The following is a 26,185-nucleotide window of genomic DNA, read 5'->3' on the forward strand; positions in this document are numbered from 1 at the left end:
GTTACACCCACGCACTTCAGGGGTGGCGGGTCCAGGGGTAGATGCGATAGCCCTGCCCGCGCGGAAGCTGCTCGAGGGTGACGACATGGTCCTCCGTGCCCGTGTGACGCACGCGGTAGATGACCGTCTCGTCGCGTCCCGCGTGGTGCTGGAAGACCCCTTGGAGTTCGTCGCCATGGACGACCCGGTAGCCGGCCCTGGAGCCGTCGATACCGTCGTCGAACTTGTATTCGGAAGACTGTCGTTCGAGGGCCTCAAACACCTCGGTGACCCAGGCGCGAGTCATCCCGCAAGCGTACCCGGCTGGAGAGCACGGGTCATGCGCGGCGAGACGCCGGACGTGCTCGTAGCAGGAGTCTCCCGCGAGGGGCGGCGTGAGGGGCTCCTGCTCGGCGTGACACGCGAGCAGGAGCAGGCACAGCGGAAGGAGCGCGGCGCGCCGGCTCAAGGAGCGCAGTAGGCGATGCGCTCCTGGGTGTAGCGGCCCCGCTGCTCGCCGAACTTGTTGAGGATATCGGGGCAGTCGCAGTACTCGCGGCCGACCTCGATGTTGTTCACATACCAGTAGCGGTTGAAGGCGCGCGTCCCGTCACACGCCCAGATGAGGGCCTGCTCGGTCGACTCGATGACCTCCGACCCGTCCACGGACAACTCCTCGGGTGCACCACCACAACCACTCAGGACCAGCGCGACGACACAAGCCAACTTCGCGGGCTGCTTGAACATTTTTCGGCTCCCATCCAGTGAAGGTATCGCCGAACGCATCTATCACAGGAGCAACTGGATTTCGAGCCAGTCCTGTTATCCCCGCGTGAAACATATCCAGGCTCACGCGACGACAAAGCCGCCAGGGCAGGAATCCCTGGGGCTCCGCCGCCACGGGGCTCAGGTGGACGAGGGCGTCAACCTGCGCCATTCCAGGACGACCACGGCCTGGCTGCCCCCAAACGCGAGAGGCTCGGTGCGCAGGAAGAGCCGATGGCCATCCAGGACGGCCTTGCGTCGCTGCACGGTCCCCATCCAGTTCGGAAAGAGGCTGCCCTGGATGTGGTGAGAGACCGTGTCCGTCTCCTCGTCGACCTCGTAGGTCCCGAAGTACACGGCGGCTCCGTCCAGCGCGGCCTTCGCTTCCTTCTCCTGGCTCCCCAGCAGGTCCGCGGACTGGAAGCGGGCGCGGTCGCCCCGCATCAACTGCACCGACATGTTTCCATGTTTGTCATACATCAACATCCCCAGGAGCTGATGCCCGAAGGGATGGGCCCTGCTGCCATCGGGGAGGAGGCTCGCCAGGGATACGAGCTGCCAGGTGCCGACAAGTCCATCCTTGAGCATCGGTTCATCTCCTGCGGGGAAGGTTGAACGGCCATGCGGGCTGATTCAGCGGCGCCTCATCCATGCGAGTCGGGTCGCGCCTCGAGCTGAAATGCAGCCAGGTGCTTGCCCTGGCCATTCTCCGCGGTGAGCTTGAACTGGCCGGCCGCTTCGGCGATGCAGTTGAACAGCATGGGCTCCCCCGGGAGCGGCACGTCCTTGCAGGTGGCCAGACACTTGCTGATTCGATAGGCATCGAAGCCAGGGAAGTGACGCAGCAATGAGAACGCATTCCCCGCCAGGAGGGACAAGGGACAGAGCGCCCGCACATCGAAGTGGCCAGCGAAGTCCTCGCGGGGAAACCCCTCCAGCCAGGCCCGCAGCACCTCACCGGGCTTCGTCCATTCCAACTTCATCGGCCTCACGGGGTCCCTGTAGGGACTGGGCTGACCAGGGGCCCGCGCGGCCACCGGTGCCGTATCAGCCCCCTTGATGGCCACGAACGCCGACTCGGGAAGGGCAATGCACTCCCCATCCATGACCGCGTAGCGCTCGCCATTCTCCGTGAAGCACGTCGTGGTCGCCTTGAAGTAGGGGAACTGCTTGCGCTGTTCAATCCGCTCCACGCGCCCCACGCAGTGAAAGGAGCCCGACGTGGTCGCCTGGATGGGGAGCACCTGGAGGTCCGCCCTGGCGGCGAGATAGTAGTGCCTGCCCTGACTGGGATTCGCCGCGGCACAGGTCAGCACTCCGTGGACCGCCAGGGTGCGAAGCGCCTCCGAACAGCTCATCAACGTCGTTTCGCCGTATCGCTGCTGCTCCGGCTTGAAGCGGCTGTGCAGCACGCCATTGTCCACGACCAGGTCGTGGACATGGACATACGGCGCGGATTCCCCAATGAGGTCGAGTAGATTCGCCATCGAGTCCAGCCTTTCGTGTTCACACCCTGTCATTGGCAACATGTCCAGGAGGTGCATCTCAAGCCAATTGGACCCAGGTCGAATGCGACATCATTCCCAGACAAGCCCACCACCCGCACCCTGCGGGCAAGCGAATGCCACGCATTGGCCCGCATCGACAAACACGCCTACGGGACAACGCGTATGCTGTCCGCTACTTGAGGGGAAGCCGCGCCTCGACGGAGGGCGCCATGGGCGCGGCCTCTCGTTTGAAGGAGGCCCACGACAAGGAGACCGCCTTACCGGCTTCGTCGCGTCCGTGGAGGACATCGACGACCCGTTTCACGGTCACAGCCAGCTCGGATGGGCGCACCGTGACGAAGCCCCGGAGGCCGCCACGGCCCGTCTCCGCCTCCACCGTGATGACCTCTCGCCACGGGAGCGTGTAGGCATCCACCTGGTCGTTCCAGTGAATCATCGAGCGCTCCACACGCTCCCAGGTGACGACGCCTGGCTCCGGGACTTCGACGGACACCTCGCTCCGCCACTCCTCCGCGTCCGCACGAGCGCGTGACAACGCGAGCGTCGCCGGCAGCGGCTCATCGGAAGGCGGCTGCCCGCGCACACTCACGAAGGCGGTGGCGCTCAGCGCGGCCCCTTCGCCCCGCCCGGCCAGGAGCCTCACCGTGAAGGTCCGGACATCCAGCGCACGGGTGTCATAGGCATGAGTGACTTCGGGCCCCGACGTGAACGCGGTGCTGCCGTCACCGAAGTCCCAGGCATGACCGGACAGCGACTCGGACTCCGCTGAGACGGCACGGAAGAGGAAGGCCCCATTGGCGCGCTGGATGATGTCGACCCGCAGCTGGCCCTCCTCTCGCGCGGCGCCGTCGTCGTCACAGTCACGGACCTCGATTCGGAGCAGCTCCTCGGCCAGGACGCCCACACGCCGTCCGCCCAGGTCCTTGCACACCTGGAAGCGTACGAAATAGGTGCCCGGCTCGGCGGGCGCGCGCCACTGGAGTCGAGCCCCTGGATGCAGCTCCGCCGCCGCCTCCCTTCCCGGCCACACCCAGCGGGAGAGGGCACCTGACTCCGGCGCGCCCCCCACCCTGCCCGCCAGGGAGACCTGCCCACCCGCACAAGCCCAGGGCCGGTTCATCTCCAGGCGCTCGATGAAGGTGCTGGAGGCGAGCACCACCCGCTCCTCGTTCAGCGCCGCCGACAGGGCCTCTCCGGAGACATTGGCGGGAATGGGCGCCGAAGCCGCACGCGCTTCGCGGACCTCGGGAGCCCGAGGTGCCACCACCGGCGCGCTCGGAACCTCCGGCACCGCCGACTCCGGGCGCCGGACCTCCTCCACCCCACCGTCACGCGCGGGGAGCACCACCGCCAGGGCAAGCAACAGCACGGCGAAGCCCGTGACGACGGCCACGCGCGTCCTAGAGCGGACTCGAGGAGGTTCGAGCGACATGCGTCGACTTCCCGGTGGCTAGAAGCCGAAGTCGTTGAGGTGCCGGAAGTACCCCTTCGAGTTCGGCCGGTACCACTGGTCATCCCAGCCCTTGAAGTCGACGTCGTCGAGCAACCGCTCCGTCTTTCCGTTCAACACCACGGAGTTGATGAGCGGAACCCCTGTCGACCCCACGTTGCGGGACACCAGCGGCGCGGACGCCGTGTCCAGGTACTGGGCCACGTGACGACTGCAGTAATCCTGGGCGAAGCAGCCGCTGTCACAAGTGGCGAGGTTGTTGTACGTCGCGTGTTTGTCCTCGGCGACGTACAGCACGGGCCAGCCACGGTAGGCATTGCGCGCGTCGCGCGTGTCGTATTCGAGCTGCTCGTACGAATACCAGGCGGACGACTCACACACGCTCTTGCGGTGCGCCGACAGATAGACCCAGTCGAGATACCAGCGGCCCCCGGAGTAATGGACCTCGAAGATCTGGAACTCGGGGTCGCCGTCGTGGCCGGTGGTGACACCCGTGTCCTCGAAGAAGGTGTCCAGATAGAAGATGCGCAGCGTCCGCGTCGCGAAGCCCTCGCTCTTCACCGCGAAGTAGGGACGGCGCTCGTAGCCGCTCTCGCCCGTGTCGAACCAGAACAGCGGCATGAACCAGCGCGCGACCTGCTGCTCACAGTCGTCATTCAGGCCATCCCGGTCCGCGTCCGTCCCCGTGCCCCAGCAGTTGTCGCCGTAGGGGATGACGGACAACCCATCCGCGCGCGCCCCCGTGGACGCGAAGGCGAGCAACAGGCCCAACGACACGGCGACGCAGCGCGCCGCACGAGCACCCGGGCGGCCTGCCCCACGTCGTTCTCTCGAAGGACTTCGAAGCATTCTCTGCCCACCTGGAAAGATATGAAAGACTCACTTCATACCCTTCCAGGAGGCGGTGCAACACATGGTTCTCACCCCAGGGACTTCTCGTCGTGTCTTCTCATGGATGAATCGGATCCTGCTGCTCGGAGGCGTCCTCGCGGGCTGTGGCGGCCCTCTGGAGTCCGACGGCGCGCTGGAGGCCCAGGCCCAGGCATTGGCCTATCCCAGCGGCGCCAGCAGGACGGTGGTGTCGCGGCGCGTCGTCTACAAGAACGCCTCGGGTGCCTATCAGGCGGCGGCCGGCTTCGAGCACTTCCGAGCGGCGGGCGCCTCCGACGGCACGCTCCACGACATCCGCATCGCGGAGGCGGATGCACCTGGCGTGCGAGAAGCGCTCGTCGTCATGTCGGCGGGCCAGAAGATTTCGAGCAGCGGCCACTCCAGTGGCGTCACGGGGCAGTCGTCAAACTGGGACGCGTCCTGCGACAGCGTCTCCTGCCCCAACGTGAGTCTGGACGGCCGCTCGCTGGCGATGAAGCTGGACACCCTGGGATGGTTTCCTCGAGGGAAGACCTGGCTGGCCCTGGTCAATGACAGCAACTTCAACCACCTGGACGACAGCGACACGAAGCAGCGCATCGTCAACGGCTTCGTGGGCTGGCTGCAGGCCCAGGTCCGTCCGGAGACGCGCTCCATCTACCTGGCGGGCAGTTCGCGCGGCGGATGTCTGGTGATGCGCCTGGCCCAGGCGCTTCGCGCGAATACGGCGCTCGACGGCATCAACATCTATGTGTCGTCGTTCGACGGAGTGTGTCGCAACAGCCAGGACGAGCTGGGGACCTTCGACAGCAAGATCAACAACCCCGTGCGGCCCTGGGGCACCTTCTATGGAGCGTGGGCCACGAACCTGACCGCCCAGTTCCCTCGTCGCGACCGGCTCCACATCTTCCATGTGGTGGGAGGCCAGGAGGTCGCCCCCGCCACGGGCATCCGCGCCTTCTCCGGGTATGCCGGCGCCACGCCGCCGTCAACGGGAACGAACCTCGATTGGGGTTGGTACAAGCAGACCTGGGTGAAGTGGAAGCACAAGGAGATTGGCAACCCATACACCGAGCCTGGTGCATCCGAGCAAGCACAAGTCGTATCGGAGACCATCGACGCGCACCTGACGTGGCTCGACGCACGCATCCCCTGAGTCGCCGCCCCGCACCACCATGGACACGAGCCTCTTCAAATGGCACCCTGCCGAAAGCACACTCACATCCAAGAGGCTCATCATGAAGGCAGCTTCTCTGTCATCACTCATCGCCACAGGCCTGCTCGCGACCTTGTTTACGGGCGAAGCGATGGCAACGCAGACCACGGCGACAGTCCATAGCATTCAAGTCGATGCCAATGGGAATTTCAGCCTGGTGCTCACGGGGCCACTCACCCTCTGCTCCAATGGAAACCAGGGCAATCAGCGCGGAGCCGTGGTGGTCGGCGTCCGTGGCGTGACGGCGGACGGCGCCAAGGCGATGTACTCGGCGGTCTTGGCGGCCTTCATGGCCGGCAAGCATGTGACTGTCCACACGGATGAGACCGTCACCACCACGGGCTGGGGTTGTACCGTGTATGCGCTGGACATCTCGCCGTAGCCCGGGATGACAGCAATGTCGACTCCCACTCGGGGGAACTCCCCCCATGTCGTTCTGGGCCTCGCGCTCTTCGTCGTCTTTCTTTCGCCGATGCGTGCCCACGCCTCCCCCCAATGGGTGCCCCTCCCGGGGGAGGTGCCCGTCTTCATCCAGGTGGATGCACCTGACCCGAACGGTACGTGTCAGGCCGGCTGCGCGGCGGGGAAGACCTGCGTCTCCGGTGCGTGCATGAGCTGCGGCGGGTACGGTGAGCCGTGCTGTGCTGGCTCATGCCTGGCGGGCGCCACCTGCCTTGGCGGCTGCTGCGGCCGGCATACCTTCTACGACGACTTCTCCCAGGGGCTCGACACTGGGAAGTGGATCGTCCTGAATTCCGAACCGAACACGGACTCCTATTGGCGTGGCGTAAATACCACCGTGGATTCCGGAATGTTGAAGCTCACCGCCAAGGTCGACCCCACGGGGTTCAATGGCTATTCGTCCGGGAGCATCGCGACCCATCAGTGGTTTGGCTATGGGCGTTACCGGATCACCGCGAAGGTGACGGCCCAGCCGGGCCTCGTGCCGGCATTCTGGTTCTCGGGCCACAACTGCAGCGAGATTGACGTGTTCGAAGGCGGTGGCCTCTGTGGATACAACCCCGCGAAGATGTTCTTCGGCCACTACCCGCAAACACAGCCCGAGCCCGGCGAGACGACTTGCAAGCCGGCTCGCCAGGTGGATTACGAGCACACGGCCGCGGTCCCCTATGCACTGAGCTTCCGCGTCTATGAACTCGACTGGAGCCCGAATCGCATCCTCATCAGCATTGATGGTGTGCCGATGTACTCGGCGACGGCCAACATCCCGCCGCCACCGATGCAGTTGCTCCTGAACCTCAATGTCGAGGCAGGCGGCTTGGGCTGGCCCGAGAATCAGGTGGGCACCGGGACCCAGTTCCCGTCGACCTTCCTCATCGACAAGGTGGAAGGATGGACGCCGGCGCTGACGTGTCCCGTCGTCAGCAATGCAGGAGCGTGGTCGGCGGAATCAGAGCCGTCGAGAACCTGGCCGCTTTGTTGTCATCCAGGGACAGACGGCTGCCCCGAGCTGCCAGGGGAACTTCAGAGCAAGGCGGCCTGTGTCACAAGGCCTCGTGACACTCGCTGAGCACGTGCACCGGTAGGGCCTGTCGCCCGAGCACCGGGTCCCCCCGCTCCAACAAGACCCCATGGATGGTCCCGTTGGAGCGGGGGTGGCAACAGGGCGGGCAGCGAGTCCCAGGAGTCCGCCCGGCACCAGATGCACGGGTAACCATCGAGGCGTAAGGTGCAGGGCCCGGAGCAAGGCCCAGGTGTTCCGAGTGGCGTCGGGCTCGAAGTCCTGAGGGAGGCGTCATGCGCCGTTCTCCAATCGAGGTGACTTTGCTGGGCCTGATGACCTGGAGCCTCCTCTCCATCAGCGTGGGATGCTCCGCCCTCGCGGCCACCGTGGAGGACGGCGCCCTGGACGACTCCAGCATCGCCATCGCGGGCGGCACCATCCTCTTCGTGGGCAACAGCTTCACCCACGGGCACGAGGAGCCGGCCTATTCGTACAACAAGGCCGCGGTCACCGACACGAACGGCTCCGGCGTGGGAGGAATCCCTGGCATCTTCAAGAAGCTGACCGTGCAGGCGGGCCTCTCGTTCAATGTCAGCGTTGAAACGGCCAGTGGCCAGACGCTCGGCTGGCATGCCTCCAACAGGGCCGCCATCATCGGCCAGCCGACCTGGACCACCGTCATCTTGCAGGAGCAGAGCACGACGCCACTGCCCACCGCGCGAGGCGGCGCCCCCACGGCCTTCACGGACGCCGCGCGCACTCTGCGCTCACTGGTGCTCTCCAAGAACCCGGCCGCGAACCTGTTCCTGTACGAGACCTGGGCCTCGCCCACGGGCGTGGGCACGCAGGGCTACCCGAGCGGCACCTCGGGGCTGCAGGCGATGCAGACGGACCTGCGAGATTCCTACTTCAAGGCCTCCCGGGACCTGGGCTTCACAGGGGTCGCCCGCGTGGGGGAAGGCTTCCTGCGCGCGGTGGACCAGGGGCTGGCCGACCCGAACCCCGCGGATGGCATCTCCCCGGGCATGTTCAATCTGTGGAGCGCGCAGGACAGTCGTCACTCGAGCAAGTACGGCAGCTACCTGTCCGCGGCGGTGCTGTTCGCCAGGGTGACGCAGGACGACCCCCGAAGTCTGGCCACGGGCGCGGGCAGCGCGGCGGACGAGCTGGGCATCAGCGCCACCGACGCGGGCAACCTCCACCGCATCGCCCATGAAATCACGACCCAGGCCGAGCCTCCCGTCGGAGGAGGCCCCACGCGCCTTCCCGCTGCCCGCGCCACCTTCACGGGCGCGGTGACGGCGGGCACTCCGGCCGTCCTCACCGGTGTGGCGCAGTTGGCGTCGCTCACCACGGCGGAGGGCACCTTCACCCAGCTCGTGGGTGCGACGGCCCAGGGAATCACCGGTGGCAACACGCCGAGCGCCGTGGGCACGGCGCCCGCCAACGCCAACGTGGCCGCCTCCGGCCTGGGCATCCACGACGGCGCGAACAACGTGGGCACGGGCCACTTCCAGTTCGGCACCGCGTTCACCGCGAAGACGCGCTTCTTCATCGTCGACAGCACGACGACTTCCACCACCCTGGGCGACAGCGTCACCGTCACGCTGGTCAACGCGTCCAACCAGCCCGTGGGCGGCTACTCACTGGCGCTGCTCGCGAGCGACTTCACCCCTTCCGCCGCGGGCACCACGTCCACCGCCCTGGCGACTGTCTCGTACACGAGCGGCGTGGGCAGCATCACCGGCACCCCGCCCGGCACGGTGCAGTCCAAGCTTGGCGCGGTGTCGTTCTCCCTGGCGGACCTGGGCGTGAGCGACGTCACGAGCGTCAGCGCCGCCACGGGCCTGCGGCTCTCCAGCGCCACGCTGGACCCGAACATCGTCGGGCGCTACTCCGTGCCTTGAGCAATGAAAGCTCCCGGCGTTCCTCCAACCCACCGTCACCTCCGCCTCAAGAGCCCCACACGAGGTGGAAGAGTGCCTGGCGAGGAGCCCGCGTGGAGTCGAGCGCGGCTTCCAGTGGAAGGAGCGCCTCCTCGGCGAAGGGGTCCTCCTGGTGGATGAACCCCAGGTCCAGGTCCTCGAGCTCCAACAGCGTCTCCACGGCCTCGGCGAGAGCATCAGGTGAGTCGAACGCGCGGACCTCGTGCTCATCGGCTGGAACCAGCGTGTCGATGAGGAAGCGGCGATAGCTCACCAGCGTGTCCTGGACGCGCTTGTCGAGAGGGACGCGCGAGAGACACTGTTCGAGCCAGGGGAGATGGCTGCGCAGGCTGCCGATAGGCACCTGGTCATGTTCCCCTGTCCGCCGACGCGCCTCGGCCCAGAGAAACCAACGGCCGAAGTCGAGCTGCGCGGCGGGGAGCCGAGGAGAACGGAGGGGCTCCAGGTTGCGCTGGACACGCCCCGCCGTCGTCAGCCGGACAAGAGGGCCATCCATCGTGACGAGTCCAGCGGAGCGCAGACGCGCGAGCAGCGCGGCCAGGGAACCCGCCTCTGTGAAGAACCCGTCGTAGGACTCCTGGAGCCGGCCGCAGTCAGGCTGCTCGTGGACCGCGTCGAGTGCGAGCTCCACCTCCGCGTCCTCCACCCAGGGGCCGCGACGACCTTCCGCGTGAGGACAGCCACGCACTTCGACTCCTTCCGGAACGGCGAGGGTGTTTCGTCGGGCGGGGAGGTGCTCCTGTCCCACGGACACGTGGCGCACGGAGGGATGGGGAAAGGCGTCGAACGGAGGACGTGCCCCCAGCAGGTGAAGCTCCTGGAGATGGGGCGTCGCGGCGATGAGTGCATCCCGCACCGTGTCGCTGACCTGCACACCGGGGCCGCTGGGGATGAAGGTGAGCTGAACCAGCCAGGGCCGTGGACGGCTCGCCAGTCGCGCCAGCGCCTGTTCATCACCGCGCACCGTGTAGCGCCGCACGAAGGTCCCCAGCGGACTCTCGAGCAGACCCGGAGGATGGAAGCGGTCATCGCGAAGCGCGTGGATGAAGCCATGCTGGACGAGGTGTCCCGCGCGGACCGCGAGCGGCTCGCCCAGCCATTCCGCGAGCAGCGCCTGTCGTCGGTGCCGCCAGCCCCGGTCCTCGGGCGTGGGGTTCAGGTCCAGGGCCATCAGCTCGCCGCGGGGGTCTCCGCGTTGCTGGAGGAGGTCGGCATGGACGGCCAGGGTCTCCAGGCGCCAGGACGTCACGAGTGACTGCTCGAGCTCGCTCCATTCACTGTCGGATGGCGGTGCCGGAGAGGTGCCATGACGAGTCATGCCTTCAGTCTCGCATGGGGACGTCGATTACGGCTGGGCAGGCACCACCTGTGCGTCGCGGACCTCCGCGGGCGGGTGGGCGTTGAGCGCCATGTAGATTTCGAACCACGCCAGATACGCGCGCCAGGACGGGTCGCGCTGGTCGATGAGGGAGCGCCGCGCCTTGCCCAGGCGCTCGGGCACATCGAAGGGCATCCGTGTGCTCCCATTCGCCTGCAACTGCGCCGCGAACCAGAGCACGTCCAGTTGTCCCGCATCGACGGGTGCATGGGTGCGCGCCACCAGCGCATCCGCGTGCTCCAGTGCCTTGCCCAACCACCGGGCCGCCAGCGCCGGGTCCTGGCGGTCCACGGCATTCTCGGCCAGCCGCATCTCCGCCAGCGTCACCGCGCGGACGTCCTCGTCCCGGTCCAACTGGTCGAACTGCTCCAGGAACAGCTCTCGCCGCTGTTCGAGCGAACGGGCGGCGGCATCCAGTCGCCCGAGCCGCGTCTCCGCGTTCGCACGCAGGCCCGCGACGATGATGCGATAGGTGCGCAGCACGTGCTCCGGCGTGGAGCGTGCCCACTTCAGCGAGGCCCTCACCTCCGGAGCTGACAGGTCGCGCTCCACCTGGTCCAGGTCCGCCAACGTCCGCTCGGGCTGTCCCATCCCCAGCGACGAGGCGCAGCGGGCCAGCCTCACCACCAGCCGGTTGCGCAGCCCTTCCTCGTCACGAGCGCTCGCTTCAACGATGGGCAGCTCGCGGTCATAGAGCGCCAACGCACGCTCGAACCTGCCAGCGGCGAGGTTGTAGAGCGCCGCGCGGTCCACCGCGAGCGGGGTGAACCGGGCCAGCCTCGGGGTGGCATCCACCATGGCCAGGGCCTGGTCCGCCGCCTTCGCGGCCTCTTCGTCACGCCCGACATGCAGGAGTACTCGAGCCCGCGCCAGGGAGACGGCCAGCCCCGCCCAGTTGTCCACGTAGGGCAGCTTGTCCCGCTGGTCGAGGTAGCCCAGGGCGATGTGGTAGTTGCCCACCTGGGTGTGCAGCATCCCCAACGCCCCGAGAATCATCGCCTTGTAGCGGACGTTGTTGCGCATCAGGTCCAGGGCGACCATGTAGTGCCGGTTGGCGCGCTCGGCGGCGGCGGGGGCGCGGCTGCGCAGGAAGTCCTCGTGGTGAATGGCGCCCAGGAGGGCCTGCACCGCGCGCTGGTTCTTGAGCTCCGGCCACGCCATGCGCAGCTCCTGCACGGCCGCCTTCACCGCCAGGGAGTGGGCCTTGTCATCCAGCTTGGGGAGCTGGCGCGCCATGACGTAGGCCTTCACGAAGTGCGTGAGCGGCCTGGCCATGCTTGGGGACGTGGTGGTGACCTCCTTCTCCACGACCTCGGGGCTGACGTCGGCGCGCAGGCGCAAGCTCACCGATTCGACAGCGCTCTCCAGAAAGCCCGTCCGCTTCGTCACGAGGTCGAAGTCAGCGCGGGCCTCGTCCTTTCGCTGCCTCGCCAACCGGCGATAGGCGCGGCCCATCAGCGCGCGGCGGAACAGCCGCTCGGCCCGGCGACGCTCCTCGGTGCCGGGAGGGGCGTCGTCGACGTACACCGTCGCCAGGGCCTCCAGCACGCCGTCCGCGCCGAGCCCCGACGCACGCTCGACCGCGTCCTGCACCACCGCGCGGCGGCGCAAGGGGTCCTGCTGCTGACGGTAGAACGCCATCAACGAATCCCTCACGGGACGCGGAGGCCGCTCGTCGTGCACCGCGTTGACGTGTCGCCCCAGCTCCAGGGCGAACGCGTAGGCGGAGCCAGCCGGGGCGGAGTCCAGGGCCTGGGCCATGGCGGCATCCGCCTCCGCATAGGGGCGCCCCCGGTACAGGGCGCTGACGGCGGCGCGCGCGAAGTCCAGCTGGTCATCCGCCGGGAAGACCTTGTGCATGGAGAGCCGGCGTCCCGCTTCGACCAGGGCCTCCCGGTCATCGAGCTTGCGGTACAGCGCGTCCGCCTGGGCGTACCAGGCCTCCAGCACCCCGCGGGGCGTGGTGTCGACAATCCGCGCCTGGGCCGACTCCAGCTCCTGACGGGCCAGCGAGAAGTCCCCCGCGGACTCCGCCAGCTCACTGCGCACGACGTGCTGGAGGACCTCGGTGGGCGGACTGGGCGCGACGGCGGGCGCCAGCGCGGCCATGCGTTTGCGTTCCGCGTCGCTCAGCTCCTCCACCATGCGACCGCGCTCGCGCTCCTTCAGCGCGCGCCGGTGGTCGATGAGGATTCGCAGCGGCTCCTCCAGGCCCGTGGTGGCGGGGTCACTCACCCGCCGCATCTGGTCGGCGTAGAACTCCGCCGCGCCAAAGTCCTCGGAGTCCAGATGGAGCCGGCTCAAGCGCATCATCAACAAACGGCGCACCTTGGGCCGGGCCTCGAGCAACAGGCGGTGGCGGTAGAGCAGGAGCTGGTCGGCGCGCCTGCCGACCATCTTCAGCTCCTCGTTGAGCTGCGGCACATCCCACGTGCTGGGGACCTGCCCGTCCAGTGGCAGTTGATACACATCCAGCGACTGCGCGCGTGAACAGGTCGCGATGAGGGACGCGGACGCGGGCGCGGGGTACTGGCAGTTCCAGGACGCGCTGGTGAGCTGGGTCGGACTGGCGGCGGCGGCCAGCGCGGGCGCGTCGTCGCGCTCCACCTCGAACGGCACCCGGAACAGCACCCCGGTGTCGCTGGCATCAATCATCCCGTCCCCGGTGGAGTCGGTGAAGAACTGCACCACGTACAGGAAGCGCCCATCGCGCGAGAACACCGGCTGCCCGGTCTGTCCCGGCAGGTCCAGGTCCATCGCGATGGGAGTCGCGCCTGGGACGTCCAACCGCAGCGCCTCCAGGTGGGTGGCGGCGCGCGCGGCGAAGCCAGGGCCCACCTGCGTCACGGAGCGCTCGACGGGGACGTACACCAACCAGCGCCCATCGGGCGTGAGCGTGGGGCTGGTCAGGTTGCGCTCGAGCAGCGTCTTCACGCTCCACTCACGCCCCAGCTCCACCCGCGACAACCGCAGGTCTCCCTGGATGGTGGCGCGGCTCACCAGCGCGATGTGTGACGAATCAATCCACTCCGCCTGCAGCGCGTTGGCCTCTTCGTCGAGGCAGCGGCGCTCCTCCGTGCCGGGCAAATCCCTCACACACAACTGGCCGCCGGCCTGATTCCGGAACGAGATGTAGAGCAGCTGTTTCCCGTCGGGGCTGACGCGCGGCCACGTCACCTCGGCGCCTTCGTCGAAGAGGCGGCGCTCGCGGCCCTTCTCCAGGTCTTGCGTGTAGAGCTCGGTCGCGATGTTGCGGTTGGACGCGAAAATCAACGTGTTCTCATCGGGCCCCAACTGCCCGAGGAACTGGTCACCCACGCCCACGGTGAGCCGTGTCGGCATGCGCACACCGCCGTCGTTCTCGTCATCCTGCGCGCTCGCGCCGCTCGCGACGAGCAGGGCCAGCACCAGCAAGCACCGCCCCTGGGGCGTCAGCACTTCTTCTCTCCCCAGGTACCGTCAGCGGCCTCCACCCAGCCACCACAGACCACGCCCTCCGCGTGCATCTGATGCCAGCTCTGGCGCAGCGCCTCTTCTGTCACCGCCGGGCGCACGGTCCGCATCCACTTCCAGAGCTGGAGCCGGGACCGGTTCACCCGCTCCATCAGCGCGACGTCGTCGGACGTCAGACGCCCCGCCTGACAGCGACGACGGGTGTCGACGAGGAGCCCGTCCTTCCCCTCCCCCACGCAGTGGCGCCGCAGCAACTCGTCGACGCGGTCCGCCTGCGTCCTGCCCAGGTTCTCCACCAGGGGCGTGGGCTGGATGCCCAGCTCCTCCAGTTGGTTGGGCGTGAGCGGCACCGGCGTCGGACTCATGCCCGCGCGCGCGAGCCGCTGCTCCACGTCCTTGAACGAGCCCGAGGCCTGCTCCTCGAGCGCCGTCGCGCGGTCCACCATGACGATTTCCGGGGCGCTGATGCACCCGGGAGCGGCCAGCGCGGCCACCAGCAGCAACCCGCGGTGTTTCATGGCGTGGCCTCCAGGGAGGGAACGGATTTGATGAGCTGATCGACGATGGGCCCCATGGGAATGCCCCGGATGTCGTTGATGCTGAGCAGCTTGGCCAGACCGCCCATGGTGATGCTCAGGCTGCCAAAGCCGTGGTTGAAGCTCACGCGCACGTGCTCCGGATATCCCAGGCTCAAGGCATAGCGGACCCGGTTGGTGGCGGGGTCCACGTGGCGAGGGTCCTCCAGGTCGAGCAGGTCGAGCAGGTGCCGGTTGCCGATGCGCAGGATTTCCGCGCGGCCGTTGATGCTGCGGTCCTTGGCGGAGATGACCATGGCGGCATTTCCGTCGAAGGGCTCGCCGTGCGAGGACTTCACGCCAGTGGCCCGCACGCGCGCCTCCAGCGTCGACTGCTTTCCCTGCCAGTCCAGGAGCCACTGTCCGGTGATGCGCCCGCCGCGCACGCCCATCTCCAATTGGGTCATGGAGACCACGTGCTGGTTGATGGCCAGGTTGCCCGCCAGCGGTGAGATGGAGACCTGCGGCGTGGTGATGCTGGCCACCGACACGAACCCGCTGCGCGACAGCAAGGGGTGCTGGTCGGCGAACCGCAGCATCGGGTACGGGTTCACGTCGATGTCGTCCAGGAGCCGCACCTGGCCCTCGGTGAACTGGAAGTTCTCCGTGAGCGGGACGTTGCCGTCGAGCGCCTCGACGGCGATTCCCTGCTCGGGCAATCGGACATTCACGTTCTGGAACAGCAGGCTGGAGAAGGTCCGGAAGGCCACGAGGTCGGGAGACGCCACCCGGAACTCGACCGCGACCTTGCCGCTGCTCTCCAGGCGACCGGGCTGAGCGAGCTTGGACAGGTCCTGCGACAGTTGTCCCCGCAGCGCCAGGCGTCGGCGCTCCTCGCTGAGGTCCAGCCTGCCTCTCACCTTGAGCTCGGTGCTCGTCCCACCATTGGACAGGAACAGGTCGGGGACATGGATGACGCCCGAGGCCTTGCGGCGCGCGGTGAACGACAACGTCAGGTCCTGCACCGGATAGGGCAGCGCCGGCTTCTGCTCGAGCGTGCGCGCCTTCAGGTTCTGCTTCACCTCGATTTCGTCCGCCTCCCACTGGTCGGAGAAGGTGAAGGTGGCGTCGTGGGACAGGTCCGCGAAGGTGAACCGACGGTCCCGCAGGCCGACCGTGAGCTTCTCCGCGGTCAGGTCGCCGTGGACGCTCCGGCGAGGTCCATCGATGCGCGACTCGACGACCCAGCGCGCCGCGGGAAGGTTGATGGAGAGGGCATCCTCTCGCCAGCGGATGCCGAGCGCGTCCACCACGGCCTTCCCCTCGAAGCCCACGCCCCGCAGCGGAGGAGGCATCAGCCGCACCTCTCCCTCGGAGGTGATGTCCTTGAAGACGCCGAACAGGGTGCCGTGCACGTCGAGCTTCAGCGCGAACTTCGAGGCATCCACCGCCGCGGGCACATGGAACCGGGCCAGGAGCTTTGACAGGGGACCCAGGGGCGGAAGGTCCGCCGTCACATCGCCGCGAAGCGCACGGGCCTTCCGGTCGAAGGACAGTGCGACATCCGCCCCGCCCTTGAGCCCTTCCTTGCTGGTGACGACCAACCGGAGCGCCGGCTTCCGGCGGTCCAGGTCCAGGGTCATGAACTGGTGCTGGGTCCCCACCTCGAGCTCACCGGCGCGCAGCCCTTCGACCCGCGCGTCCAGTTCGCCCTTGTGTCGCCACGCATCTCCCCGCGAGTTGAGCACGAGGGCGATGTTGCTGGCCGTCACGTCGTCCCAGACCGGCCGCTGCACGCGCAGCTCCGTCCGGTGGTCCAGGCGAGGCGAGGGAGAAAAGAGCGCCGTCACCGTGCCCTTGGACGTCAGGTCCACGCCCAGGTCCTTCCAGCCCAGACGCGCGGCGATGTCGTTGGGGATGAAGGGCCGCGCGATGACGAGGTCCGGCGTCTTGAGGGCCAGGGTGTACGCCACGTCGTCCGTTCCCTTGGTGGCATCCAGGGACGCATGCACCGCGCCGACATCGAGTGTCACGCGGGCACGGGCCCGGCTGCGCCCCGGCTCGTCGGGCAGCGGGAACACCTCCGACGCGTCCAGCTTCAGGTGCACGGGGCCGTTCAGCACCTCGCGGCCATCCGCCATGACGACCTGGAGCGCGCCCACGGGCAGGTCCGCGCTCAACGCGAAGGGCGGCTCTTTGGCCAACGGGGCTCGGAGCTGGAAGCCCATCCGTTCGGCCTTCGCGTGGACACCCGAGGCACGGACGTCCAGCGCATCCACCGTGGCGGACAGCGTCGCGTCCCCCGCGACCATGAGCGGAGACGAGGGCTCCGGCCGCAGTTGGTGTCCCTTCAGCTCACCGTGGGCCTTCGGGACTCGCACCGTGGTGGGCCCGTCGACCGCCAGCCCCCGCAGCGCGAAGGTGAGTTGAGCGGACAACCCCTGCTTCGAATCGGGCGTCGCGACCAGGGAGACGCGTCCATCTCCGAGCGCCACGTGAAGCGCGTCCTGGGCCATCCGGAGCGAGGTGACGTCGACGTCGAGCCCGAGCTTGCCCTGGGTGCCCAGGGTCGGCATCGCGCCCAGCGTGACGTCCCGCGCATCCAGGTGCGCCTTGCCTCGTTCGAGGGTGGCGGGTCGCCACTCGGCGGGAACCGCCTGCGACAACCGTCCGAGGTCCACATCCGCCAGGGCCCGCGTCACGACCACGGGCACGTCCGCCGCATCCGGCAGCACCGCCAGGACTTCCACCTGCGCGCTGTCGGTCAGTCGGGTGCGCTCCACCTCGATGATGCTGTGCCGCTTCTCGGCATCGAACCGCGCCGACACCGCGCCATGCAGCAGGGTGCGAACGGTGAACCGTGAATCGAAGGTCTGCCGCGTGACATCCAGGTCCACCTGGGCGCGAGCGGCCTCGGCCCCTGCCTCCACCGACAGGGCCAGCTCCAGCGCGGCCACACCCGTGGGAGCGGCGGGGCCTTCACGGCTCAACTCCAGGGGAAGCGGAGCACCGGTCTCGCCCAGCTTCGCGAAGACCTTCCATCTGCCGTCCTGCTCCTTCAGGTCGAGCACGGCCGCGAGCCCGCGCAAGGACCAGCGGTCCACGACCTCGCCGCTCCGGACGCGGACGTAGGTCACCGACACGCCCGATACCTCGACCTTCCCGACAGGAGGCGCCGAAGCCAGGAAGGAAGCGAGCTGTTGGGAGGTTCCGAGGGGTGCTTCAGTGGGCAGTGGCTCCGGGGTTGCTTCGGGCTGCGTCAGGAGCGTGAGGGACGTGGGTCCCGCGTCGTCAGCCACCAGGACGACGGCCACGTCCCGCAGGGCCACCCGCTCCACCAGGGTCTTCCCACCGAGGAGCGAGCCCGGCGACCACCGCGCCTCCAGCGTGCCGACGCGCAGCAGCTCGGGCGCCAGGCCTTGAAACGGCGCCGGCGTCCGCACCACCAACCCTTCGAGTCGCAGCCCCGACAGGATGGCGACGTGGGCCGTCTGGTAGTCCAGTTGCAACCCCGTGGCCGCTTCCACCCTGGGGAGGAGGCGCTGCTTCACCCAGGGGCGGTCGAGGTTGTGCAGCACCACCCACGCCGTGAGCAGCGCGAGCGCGGGGAGCACGATGAGCAGCAGGAGCGCGCCCGCGACGATTCGAGCCCACCGCCGACGAGGCCTTTCAGCTCTGGGGGATTCCATGGTGCTCGATGAGGGCGAGCGGCCATCATCTCGGGGAGCCTGGGCGAAGTCGAGCACCCGTTACGGGCAGGCGAGCGGGCACGGGGAGGCAGGGAGGGCCGCTGACGGGCCCCTCGGACAGAGCGCGGAGAGGGTGCACCGCCGTACGGTCCCGCACCTTCGTGGAGGAGCCCCCTGCCGCGAGGGCCTCAGGGCCCCGGAGGGAAGACTTCCTCCAGGACCTCTGGGTCCTTCACCGCGCCCCGGAAGGACTGCTCCAGCGCGTCCGTGAACCACTCCGGCTTCAGGGCGAGCACCAGGTAGCTGAAGCACGCCCGCGCCGGCGTCAGCCCCGTCCCGAGCGGCGTCAGCCACCGCAGGTCGACGGGCATCCCCCGGCGCTGCCGGATCAACAGGGCGCGGACGACATCACGGATGAACCGGACGCCCACCACGGTGAGCGGAAACGAGGGCACGTCACACATCCGCCACAGCGCCAGCAGGAAGTCATCGCAGGTGCCCCCGGGAACGGCGAGCACCGCGTCGAGAACCTTGTCGAGCAGCCCGCTGGACCAGCGCGGAGTGCCCGTGTCCACGTACATCGCCAGCAACGCCAACCTGCACGCGCCCTGGCGCTCCGACGCCCCGGGAAGGCCCCGCACCCCACCTTCCTCGGACAGGGGCGGGCTTCCCAGTGCGACCAGAACCGGGCCATAGGCCGCCCTGAGCGCGGGCGGCCAATCAGCGATCCGCGCGCGGAGGTCGTCCAGGTGGCCCGAATCACGGGCCCCCAGCAGCTCGGCCTCCGCGCCGTTCTTCAGTGAGGCGAGGTCAGTCATGAAGCAGGACTTTGACCATGGTTCCAGGGTCCATTTCACCACTCTGCACGCGCCGGATGATTTCCTCCGTCCGGTGGTGGCCACCCGACAGGCTCAATCCACCCTTCGCCCCGCTGGCGCTGATGGGGTCGTCGAGCCGGAACATGATCAGGTCGTCGTTGCTCATCTTCAGGATGCCCCCGCGCTGGATGTCATTCGTCGGGTGCAGTCGCGTGGCGATGCGCCCCGACAGCTCCCCGGCGGACAGCTCGTAGATTCGGGGATTGAACTCCGCGAGCGTGGGCGGGCGCGGATTCCTGGGGCTGCCGAAACCGCCCTTGGAGATGCGGTACAGGACGCTCTCGGGCAGCTCGTTGAGGGCCACCCGGCTGGCGGCAATCGACGAGATGTTGTGAACCCAGGTGGACAGCTCGCCCACGAAGTAGGTGTGCGCGTGCTCGACCTCGAAGTTGTAGACGGTCTCCGGCCCCGGCAGCGACTGGAGCGAGTGGACCCGGATGGGATTGCCCGCCACCGTCTGCAGCGCATCCCCCGGCGCCAGCATCTGCGCCTGGGTCCAGCCCCGGCCCTGGACCCAGAAGGGGTGCTCGGCGGTGACGCCCAGCGCCTCCAGCGACCCGGCGTCCTCGGAGATGAGCTCCAGCAGCAGCACGGCCCGGTCCGGCTTGACGAAGGTGCGTGACACCTGGTGCCAGCCGGGCTCCTGCGTCTCCTCGTCCCATGCCCAGACCCAGTCTCCCTCTCGGACCTCCTCGATGGGCACCGGCCCCGCGAGCGCGAGCACCGGTGTGCCCGCGACGAAGCAGCCTCCGCCCAACATGATGGCCCGGGCATAGGAGGTCGTGCTGGAGCCAGCCATCCGCAGCGCCATGGCTCCGTCGACGATGGCGGCCCGGAAGGCGAACTTCGCCACCCGACCCACGCCGCGCGTCAGCAGGTCCACGGCCACGAACTCCAGGCCGACCTTCACCACCTCGCCTGTCATGCGCCGGTAGTGCTCGAACCGCGCCATCTGCCATTCGTGCTCGGTGCCGTAGTACGTCCCCAGCGTGGGCTGGGACAGACCGTGCTGGGCCATGTAGCGCGGCAGGTTGCCGGGCTGCTGCCGGACCAGGGCCTTGTGCTGTGCCTCCAGGCTGCTGGTGCCGTTCTGGTCCGCGGAGCGAGACAGCTCCGCCGGAGGCCCCCCCCACTCCGCCGCGCCCGCGCCCGCCTCCAGGTTCGGCGGCTGGTATCGCGGCGCCCGGACAATCGTCTCGCCTCCATCCGGCAGGTCATCCCCCTGCGCCTGGAAGCCCGTCGGGTCCGTCCACCGGAGCGGGTTGTTCAACGTGTAGGCGTAGCGGTTGTAGGACTGGCCGTCATGCGGGAACTGGACGAAGGGGTCCGGCGTGAGGAAGCGCGCCGTCTCCGGGTCGTAGATACGCCCGCCCATGTTCACCAGGCCGAACTCGTCATCGGCCTCGTGTCCCGTGAAGCCCTTCTTCACCGAGCTGGTTCCCACCGACGCCGCCACGGGCAGCGCGTGCGGCATCCGTCCGGCGCCAAAGGGCTCGAACTTCATCCGCTCCCCGTCGAGCACGTTGCCCAGGGCATCCACCACGCGCTCGGTGGAGCCCAGGTGGTCGCCCAGCAGGTACAGCGTCTGGTCCGCGCCGCCGTCCGTCCAGACGACCTGCGCGACGGTGCGCGGGCCGCCCGACACATGGAAGACATGCTGCGTCTGGCCGCCCTGCTGACGCTTCTCGTAGAGGCCCCCCACGTACGTCGTGACACCGCCCAGGCTGCTGCGCTTGAGCACGCGCCCCTGGCCACCGTCGTACTTGAAGCTCACCTCGCGGCCCGCGCCAGTGATGCGCCGGGGCAGGTCGAACGCGGTGTAGGTCACCGCCCGGCTCGGCGCGCTCACCTGGTTGCCGTTCGCGTCGTAACCGTAGGCTCCCGCCTGCGTCTGCTTCACCGCGTGGGGCCCCGCTCCCGGGCCGGTATACGTGCTGGTGGTCGCCGTCCCGGTGCCTTCCAGCACGCGGCGCTCCAGCAGGTTGCCCAGGTCGTCGTAGTGGTACTCCAGGGCGGACCGGCGGCAGTTCTGGAACACGGTCCACTTCTTGAGCCGGTCCAGGGTGTCGTACTCGAAGTCCTCCGTCGTCCGGGAGAGCACGTCGTTGCGGTTGAGGAGGTTGCCCTCCAGGTCCCACTCGTAGGCCAGGCCCTGGAGCGCGGTGGCGCCGCGCTTCGAGTCGATGAAGCGCAGCCGGCCCCTGGGGTCGTGACGGCGGTGCGTCACCACGTCGTTGCCCAACTGCTCCTGCGTGAGCTGCCCCAGGTCGTCGTACCCCTGCGCCGTCCAGTACGCCTTGGGCTCGGTGGGGGAACGGACCTCCTTCAGGAAGCCGTAGTCCGAATAGGAATGGACCACGGAGAGGCGCCGGGCGCCCGCCTGCGGGTACTGCACCGTGGCCAGCCGCCCGTTCGCGTCATAGGTGCGGTTGACGGCGTAGGCGGAGCCCTCGATGTTCCAGGTGCTCTGCTCCAGCTGGCCCTTGACGTTGTAGAGGTGCGCGACGGTGACACCGTCCGGGCTGGTGGAGCTGGTAATCGCCCCCTTGAGCGAGGTGTCCCACTCCAGGGCGTACTGGCCATCCGGCGTCGTCACCCGCTTCTGGCGTCCCAGCGCGTCGTACTCGTCATAGACCGTCTGTCCGCCCTTCCCATCCGTCTCCAGACGCGGGTCGCCGAAGGCGTTGTAGAGGGTGGTGCTCACGCCCGAGTCGGGGTCCGTCACCTGCGTCCTGCGGCCCAGCACGTCGTGCTCGAGCACGACCGAGTTGCCCGCGGAGTCGGTCACCTGGCGAAGCACGCCGAAGGGGCCGAAGGCATACGTCGTCCGCAGCTCCCGTCCGGTGGCTTCATAGGCACTGCTGGCCACGAGCTGACCGATGGCGTTGGACTCCGTGGTCGTCTTGTTGTTTCGCTCGTCCAGGCGCGTCGTCTTGCGGCCGTCGTACGTATAGGTGACGGCGCCCCCTTCCGGCGCGGTGAGGCTCAGCGGACGGTCCATCAGGTCATACGTGGCCACCGAGTAGCGCACCGGGGCCACCCCGGAGTACGGCCTCGACACGTTCACCTTGCGGCCCAGCGCGTCGTAGGTGCTCAGCACGGTGACGATGCGGTTGTCGAAGCCCCGCGTGTCACGGCGAATCTCGCGGCCGAGGTTGTCGGCGGTGACGGCCGTCTGCTGACCGCCCACCACCTGCGTGGTGACCTTCAGCCAGCCCAGGGAGTCCGCGCCGTAGTTGACGAGCTCCGTCTCACCCGACGGCGCGACGGTGCTGCGAAGCCGTCCGAAGCCGTCGTAGCGGTGATGGGTGAGCAACCCGTTGGAGTCCTCGATGACCAGCGGAATCCCAAGCCCGGGGTGATAGGCCATGCGATTGCGGTGCCCCTGGGCGTTGAAGGTGGTGGCCGGAAGCAGGTGCTCCACCGCGTCGTATTGCGTGCGCTCCACACGCGTCGTGCCCGAACCGGTGCGCGACACCTGCTCCACCAGTCCGAAGGCATCCCGTCCGTACAGGGTGGCCAACGTCACGTCCGCGCCGCCCGTCGGCTCCATCACGGTCTGCAGCAGCAGGCCCCGGCTGTCGTACTCGTGCGTCAGCACCCGCGTCTGGGTGCGCAGGTCGGCGGTGGTGCTCGTCACCACCACCCGGCGAGGCAGGCCCATGAGCCAGTTCGCCACGAGGTTGTCGATGATGGGCACCTCCGTCTTGGTGTGCCAGGAGCGCCCGGTGAGCGCCCCCGCCAGCACCTCGTCATCGAACTGGTCGGTCGTGGTGGCGTTGCCGTGCGCGTCCTGCGCTTGCAGCTGCCGGCTGCGGCGCGTCAGGGGCAGCGTCGTCCCCGTGCCTTCCCGATACTCGTCCGTCACCTGGTTCGCGTAGAGGAAGGGCCGGCCTCCCGCGCTGGTCGCCACCGTGTAGAGGTGGCCGCGCTGGTGCTCGTGCCGGACGCCCGTGGCGAGCGTCAGCGCCGTCGCCTCCGTCGCGGGAATGAACGAGCGCAGGTACAGGCCGCTGGTCCGCGACTGGTTGTCATAGGTGGTCACCGTCGTGGCGTTCGTCTGCCGGTTGATGAGCGTGCGCTTGCCGAAGCCCTGCCAGCCATGGCCCTGGACGTCCGTGCGAGCGGCCTCATAGGCGTAGAAGAACTTGTTGAAGTTGCTGGTGCGCGTCCCGTCGTCGACGCCCGACTCGACGACGACCCACATGTTGCGCGGACACTGCTGCGGGTAGACGCAGGTGCCGGGGGTGTGGATGCGCGGCTGTCCCGACGCGGCCGGCTGCTGCAGGAAGTGCTGGTAGCGCGCCGTCACGGCCTTGCCATGCTTGCCCACCCGGACGGCCGTCAGCGCGTCCGGCAGCTCGCCCTGGCGCAGGTACACGCGGAGCACGCCGTAGGCCTTCTGCTGCGCCACGGGGACCGAGAGGTCGTCCTCCACCTGGATGATGTCGGCGAGGCCGTCTCCGTTCGCGTCGAAGACCTGGGAGAAGCGCTGCCCGTAGCCGAAGGGCTTCGCGACGGAGGTGCCTCCCGTCGAGTGGCCCACGGGGATGTCCAGCTCCCGCGGCTCGAAGTGGTCATCCCGGCCCAGCAGCACCCACACCTTCGCGCGGGTCTCCGTTCGGCCGCTGTAGTCCCCCGCGTCCGTCACCAGCAGGTCCTGCCGACCGTCGCGGTCGAAGTCCATCACCCGCACGCCGGGGTCCAGGCCGCGAGGATTGGGGCGAATCCACGAGGGGCTCAGCTCGTGCCTCGCGTCCAGGTTCTGCGCCACGGGCGGCATGAAGCCGTTGCCCGTGTTGATGGAGATGAGCAGGTCGCCGTAGAGCGTCCCGTGCGAGTCGGTGTCGCGGTCCCTCCGGCTGCTCACCGCATCCGCGAGGCCGTCGCCGTTGATGTCCACGAACCAGGTCCTGTTGTAGTGCCAGCGCCAGTTGAGCGTAGGCGAGGACGCCACCGGCACCGCGGACAGCCCGGCGTCGGCGTACCGGTATGCAGCCGCCGCCCCCACGCCCACCGCGAGGTACTGCGCGGAGAAGTCGTCGTCCGTACGGGTGTCGGCGGTGCGCACCAGCACCTCGGTGCTGCCATCGCCGTCCACGTCGACGGTGTAACCCGCGTGGTCCACGCCCGAGCGCAGCGGCACCTGCGTGTACGCCGACAGCACGAACCCGCCCTGGTTCATCCGGTAGCCCCAGTCATAGGGCTGCGGGGACTTGGTGGAGCGGAACAGCTCCGGCAGGCCGTCACCGTTCATGTCCGCGACCTGCATCACCGGGACGCGGACGGGGGTCGTGGACGTCGCGGCCTCCCACCAGAACTGGAACGTCTCCGCCGCCTGGATGTTGGCCGCCTCGAACGCCGAGCCGTTGAAGCGATACAACTGGTAGTAGCCGTTCTGTCCGCTGGCGTCCGCGCGCTGGAGCGCGACGACCTCCGACACGCCGTCGCCGTTCATGTCGACGATGCGCAGGTCGTCGTCGCCATTGCCCGTCTTGGACAGGGGGAGCTGGGCGTTGATGGGGGGGCCGAAGACGCCCGCGCTGGCGGCCAGACGGTAGTACCAGACAGAGTCACCCAGGCTGACCGTGTTGCCATAGACGGGGTCCGAGATGATGCGGGCCTGGTCGTTGCGGCGGTAGAGCAGGTCATCCCGTCCGTCGCCGTTGATATCCAGCGTGTGGAGCGTCCAGAAGTCCTGGACGCCCGGAATGATCTGCCCACCCAGGGTGGCGTCCGGAGCCCCCAGCGTCTTGACGTCGCGGATGGGGACGTAGTTGCCACCCACGAGCTCCGTGGCCGTCACGGCCTGGAAGTCACGCAACTGGACGACGGGGTCATCACAGTCGTTGTCCGGGCTGGCGCTGCAGTCCACGCCCTCCGTGTAGCTGAGCTCCACCGGGTCCCGGCAGATGCCCTGGCCGTCACATTCGAACACGCGATCAAGCAAGCTCCTGCGGGTGACGCGGGCGACGCGGTAGCTCAGCTCGTAGGCGCGAAGCAGCACGTCATTGCGCGTCGTGGGCGTCGAGGCCAGGCCAGGTCCATACATCTCGATGCGCGACAGTCGCTTGGACGCGCGCAGCTTCAAGCCCGACACGAAGCGCACCTCCGAGTCCGGACGGGCCGCCACCGGATAGACGAAGCGCACGCTGCGACGGCGGAGGTTGTCCGTGGTGTCGCTCGCGTGGCCCGTGTAGTCGATGCGGTCGGGCACGTGCTCGTAGCCACTGCTCGCGTTGCCATCCAGCACGTAGCGGATGCGCAAATCATTGCCGGCGCGGTCACGGACCTCGGACAACGCCCAGCTCAACCGGACGGTGGTGTCGGGGCCCTGAGACACCACCCCGGTCGCCGGGTCCGTCGTGAAGCTCATCCGCTGCCCCTCCAGACGGGAGAAGGTGGTGGCGTGCTTGCCGTAGGACAGGATGCGACCGTCCTTCGAGTACACCTCGAAGTAGTCGGGAGCCCCCGTGCCATCGATGTGGGCGAGCACCTTGGAGAACGACTCCACCTCCGTCCGGTACTCGATGAGCGAGCCGCTGCTGGCGACAACCACCAGTCGCTTGCCATCCAGACAGAAGGCGTCCTCCGGGAGGAAGCGCACCGGGGCCGTCAGCCCGTCCTGGGCAAAGGTCTTCCGGCAGCGCATGACCTGCGAGAAGCCGTTGACCGCCCAGCCCACGCCCACCAGCCCATTGCCCGCGCGGCTGTGGTAACCGAGCGACAACTTCGGCTCCAGGCCCGCGCGGCCCTGAGGCACCCAGAGCGGGAAGCCATAGGACGCCGCGCCGTCCGAGGTGACGTTGAAGTTCGCGTCCACCTGCCCTGGCGTGGTGCCGGTGGACTTCGTCTCCGTGTGCATCATGGAGAAGGGCGGAATGACGAGCGGGTCATCATTGAGCACCCGCTCTCGCGACTGTCCCAGCTCGGCTTCCGAGGCAGGGCTCTGCTGGGATGACCCACAACCTCCCGCGCCGTGGAGCAGGGAGACGCTCAACACAAGCATCGACGTGAAGCGCTTCATTGCCACTTCCTTGCGAGTCCTTTGGACCCGGATTGGACCTACGGCC

General features: G+C 68.3%; 17 protein-coding genes. 5 read left to right on the forward strand and 12 right to left on the reverse strand.

Features of this window, described 5'->3' with window-relative positions; genetic code table 11:
- Positions 1–16: 16 nt before the first annotated feature.
- Positions 17–286, reverse strand: a complete 270-nt coding sequence (locus HUA75_RS46305) for a hypothetical protein (RefSeq protein ID WP_217446512.1) — start codon at positions 284–286, stop codon at positions 17–19.
- Between the two features lie 33 nt (positions 287–319).
- On the opposite strand from HUA75_RS46305, the gene HUA75_RS46310 reads away from it, so the two are divergent.
- Complete coding sequence (locus tag HUA75_RS46310; RefSeq protein WP_181790444.1) at positions 320–460, forward strand: hypothetical protein; 141 nt, start codon at positions 320–322, stop codon at positions 458–460.
- Here HUA75_RS46310 and HUA75_RS40520 read toward each other — a convergent pair.
- The 5 genes from HUA75_RS40520 to HUA75_RS40540 all read right to left on the reverse strand — a co-directional run bounded on the left by HUA75_RS40520 (position 445) and on the right by HUA75_RS40540 (position 4,551).
- Positions 445–726 carry a hypothetical protein gene (locus HUA75_RS40520; RefSeq protein WP_141641531.1) on the reverse strand — a complete coding sequence of 94 codons (282 nt, stop codon included), beginning with the start codon at positions 724–726 and terminating at the stop codon, positions 445–447. The genes HUA75_RS46310 and HUA75_RS40520 overlap by 16 nt on opposite strands.
- Before the next feature lie 159 nt (positions 727–885).
- Positions 886–1,332, reverse strand: coding sequence for a lipocalin-like domain-containing protein (locus tag HUA75_RS40525; RefSeq protein ID WP_174463358.1), 447 nt, complete (start codon positions 1,330–1,332; stop codon positions 886–888).
- Between the two features lie 56 nt (positions 1,333–1,388).
- Complete coding sequence (locus tag HUA75_RS40530) at positions 1,389–2,231, reverse strand: hypothetical protein (protein ID WP_174489482.1); 843 nt, start codon at positions 2,229–2,231, stop codon at positions 1,389–1,391.
- A 193-nt stretch (positions 2,232–2,424) separates the two neighbouring features.
- The gene (locus HUA75_RS40535; protein ID WP_217446513.1) at positions 2,425–3,684 is read right to left on the reverse strand and encodes a PKD domain-containing protein; all 1,260 of its coding nucleotides are present in this window, start codon (positions 3,682–3,684) and stop codon (positions 2,425–2,427) included.
- 18 nt (positions 3,685–3,702) lie between these two features.
- The gene (locus HUA75_RS40540; RefSeq protein WP_254624077.1) at positions 3,703–4,551 is read right to left on the reverse strand and encodes a hypothetical protein; all 849 of its coding nucleotides are present in this window, start codon (positions 4,549–4,551) and stop codon (positions 3,703–3,705) included.
- A gap of 106 nt (positions 4,552–4,657) precedes the next feature.
- Between HUA75_RS40540 and HUA75_RS40545 the strand changes: the two genes are divergently transcribed.
- From HUA75_RS40545 to HUA75_RS40560, 4 genes are all read left to right on the forward strand, one after another.
- A complete protein-coding gene (locus HUA75_RS40545; RefSeq protein WP_254628027.1) occupies positions 4,658–5,728 on the forward strand; it encodes a hypothetical protein in 1,071 nt (356 codons plus the stop codon).
- A gap of 82 nt (positions 5,729–5,810) precedes the next feature.
- Positions 5,811–6,170 carry a hypothetical protein gene (locus HUA75_RS40550; RefSeq protein ID WP_141641527.1) on the forward strand — a complete coding sequence of 120 codons (360 nt, stop codon included), beginning with the start codon at positions 5,811–5,813 and terminating at the stop codon, positions 6,168–6,170.
- A 135-nt stretch (positions 6,171–6,305) separates the two neighbouring features.
- The gene (locus tag HUA75_RS40555; RefSeq protein WP_174489485.1) at positions 6,306–7,319 is read left to right on the forward strand and encodes a family 16 glycosylhydrolase; all 1,014 of its coding nucleotides are present in this window, start codon (positions 6,306–6,308) and stop codon (positions 7,317–7,319) included.
- Positions 7,320–7,546: 227 nt separating this feature from the next.
- Entirely contained in the window at positions 7,547–9,160 is a 1,614-nt protein-coding gene (locus tag HUA75_RS40560) for a cell division protein FtsK (RefSeq protein WP_174489486.1), read from the forward strand.
- A 46-nt stretch (positions 9,161–9,206) separates the two neighbouring features.
- On the opposite strand, the gene HUA75_RS40565 is transcribed toward HUA75_RS40560, so the two are convergent.
- From HUA75_RS40565 to HUA75_RS40590, 6 genes are all read right to left on the reverse strand, one after another.
- Positions 9,207–10,448: a hypothetical protein gene (locus HUA75_RS40565; RefSeq protein ID WP_174489487.1), complete on the reverse strand. Its 1,242-nt coding sequence runs from the start codon at positions 10,446–10,448 to the stop codon at positions 9,207–9,209.
- A gap of 96 nt (positions 10,449–10,544) precedes the next feature.
- On the reverse strand, positions 10,545–14,015 hold the full coding sequence (locus HUA75_RS40570; RefSeq protein ID WP_174489488.1) for a PD40 domain-containing protein: 3,471 nt from the start codon (positions 14,013–14,015) through the stop codon (positions 10,545–10,547).
- Positions 14,009–14,548, reverse strand: a complete 540-nt coding sequence (locus HUA75_RS40575; RefSeq protein ID WP_141641522.1) for a DUF1318 domain-containing protein — start codon at positions 14,546–14,548, stop codon at positions 14,009–14,011. The genes HUA75_RS40570 and HUA75_RS40575 overlap by 7 nt, the downstream gene beginning before the upstream one ends.
- Positions 14,545–18,234, reverse strand: a complete 3,690-nt coding sequence (locus HUA75_RS40580) for a hypothetical protein (RefSeq protein ID WP_174489489.1) — start codon at positions 18,232–18,234, stop codon at positions 14,545–14,547. Before HUA75_RS40580 ends, HUA75_RS40575 begins: the two co-directional genes overlap by 4 nt.
- 188 nt (positions 18,235–18,422) lie before the next feature.
- Positions 18,423–19,052, reverse strand: coding sequence for a hypothetical protein (locus tag HUA75_RS40585; protein WP_141641520.1), 630 nt, complete (start codon positions 19,050–19,052; stop codon positions 18,423–18,425).
- On the reverse strand, positions 19,045–26,139 hold the full coding sequence (locus tag HUA75_RS40590; protein ID WP_174489490.1) for a polymorphic toxin-type HINT domain-containing protein: 7,095 nt from the start codon (positions 26,137–26,139) through the stop codon (positions 19,045–19,047). Before HUA75_RS40590 ends, HUA75_RS40585 begins: the two co-directional genes overlap by 8 nt.
- Between the last annotated feature and the right edge of the window lie 46 nt (positions 26,140–26,185).

Source organism: Myxococcus sp. CA040A (assembly GCF_013336725.1).
In the GTDB taxonomy this organism is placed as follows: Bacteria; Myxococcota; Myxococcia; order Myxococcales; family Myxococcaceae; genus Myxococcus; species Myxococcus llanfairpwllgwyngyllgogerychwyrndrobwllllantysiliogogogochensis.